Here is a 1,406-nt window from a genome sequence, read left to right on the forward strand (position 1 = left end):
GACAAAGGCCTCAAAAACACACACATAGGCCACTGGTCAGAAATTTCTTGTTGCGTTATGTTTACGTCGCGGACAGGGATCCGCCAAAAGGGGTGGGGATACACGGTCGGTAAGACGCAACTATAAGTGGGCGATGATCTTATCGCTCCTGAGGCGCGCGACCATTCTTCGCTGGCACGTTATGCAAGGGCGCAAATGCGCTCGTACAGGATGTTGTATGGATGATTTGCATGTCGCTCGGGGCCGGTTGGCCCGCCGTTCCAGTCAGTTCACGGGGTCTGAGAAGGCACCCGCGTTTTTCGGATTAATCCGATTTTCAACGCGGGTGAAAGCCTCCATTCTGGTCGGCTTTCCCCAGCAAGGGCCTGTCGCCCCTGCTCACTTCGTAGCGATGTAAACGCTTCCCCGGCTTCGCCTTCGGCGATGAGCCGCGACGTCTGCTGCCTACGTTTTCACTTTGCCTTTCGATGACTTACGAGCCAAGCGTGAATAGAACCCTGAACCCCATCGCCCTCGGCCTTGTTTCCGCACTCGCCATGCTCCTTTCCGCCTGCGGTACGCCCGCGGCGAAGGACTTCGGCGGCCGCTGGAAGCCGGTCAACAAATACGACGACAAAGTGGTCGRGATCCCGCTTGCCCTGCCTTACACGTACTACGCGGCGCCGATGGACGGCACCCTGAAGACGATGTTGACGCGGTGGACGAAAGACACCGGCCTGAAGCTCGCCTATCGCCTCCGTTCCGACTTCAGTCTCACGCGCGCCGCATCGGGCATTCACACCACGGAGCTGCGTGACGCCACGGCACAGCTGAGCACGATCTACGGCGCGCAAGGTGTGGCCGTGACCGTCAGTGGGTCGGAACTGGTCGTCGAGGAAGTGAGCGCCAGCACCACGCCCGCGGCGCCTGTCGCGCCGGGCGCCAAGGTCTCTGCCGCACAAGCTCCCGCTGCAACCGAACCCACACCTGCCGCCGCTCCCGCGAACGACGAACACGTCGCCGCGAATGCGGACGCCAAGTAAGCGACGACAGGACAGGCCAACCCCATGCTCAATAAGAAAAGTTCGCCGAAGATCGACCAGGCCGTCGCTCACAGCGTCAGCTTCGAAGTCACCCTTGCCGATATAGCCAAGCGAAACGAAAAGCGCGCCTGGATCGTCGCGATTTGCGCACTCGCCGTCTCGGTGATGCTCGGCGCGTGCATTTTGTACATGATGCCGCTGAAGGAAAAAGTGCCGTATCTCATCCTCGCCGATGCGTACTCGGGAACGAGTTCCTTGTCCCGCGTCACCGACGATGTCGTGAATCGCCAGATCACCTCGAGCGAGGCCGTCAACCGCAGCAATGTCGCTCACTTCGTGCTCGCTCGCGAAGCCTATGACCTTGCTCTGACGAATCTACGCGAC

At 60.2% G+C, this 1,406-nt stretch carries 1 protein-coding gene and 1 pseudogene; both read left to right on the forward strand.

Going from position 1 to position 1,406, the window contains the following annotated elements; genetic code table 11:
- Positions 1–467: 467 nt before the first annotated feature.
- Positions 468–929: pseudogene (locus AC1DT2_RS23405) on the forward strand (hypothetical protein); the annotation flags it as partial.
- A 117-nt stretch (positions 930–1,046) separates the two neighbouring features.
- Positions 1,047–1,406, forward strand: a 360-nt coding sequence (locus AC1DT2_RS23410; protein ID WP_477299071.1) for a VirB8/TrbF family protein, incomplete at its 3' end; no start/stop codon positions are given.

It is taken from the genome of Luteibacter sp. P4_E6 (assembly GCF_056401535.1).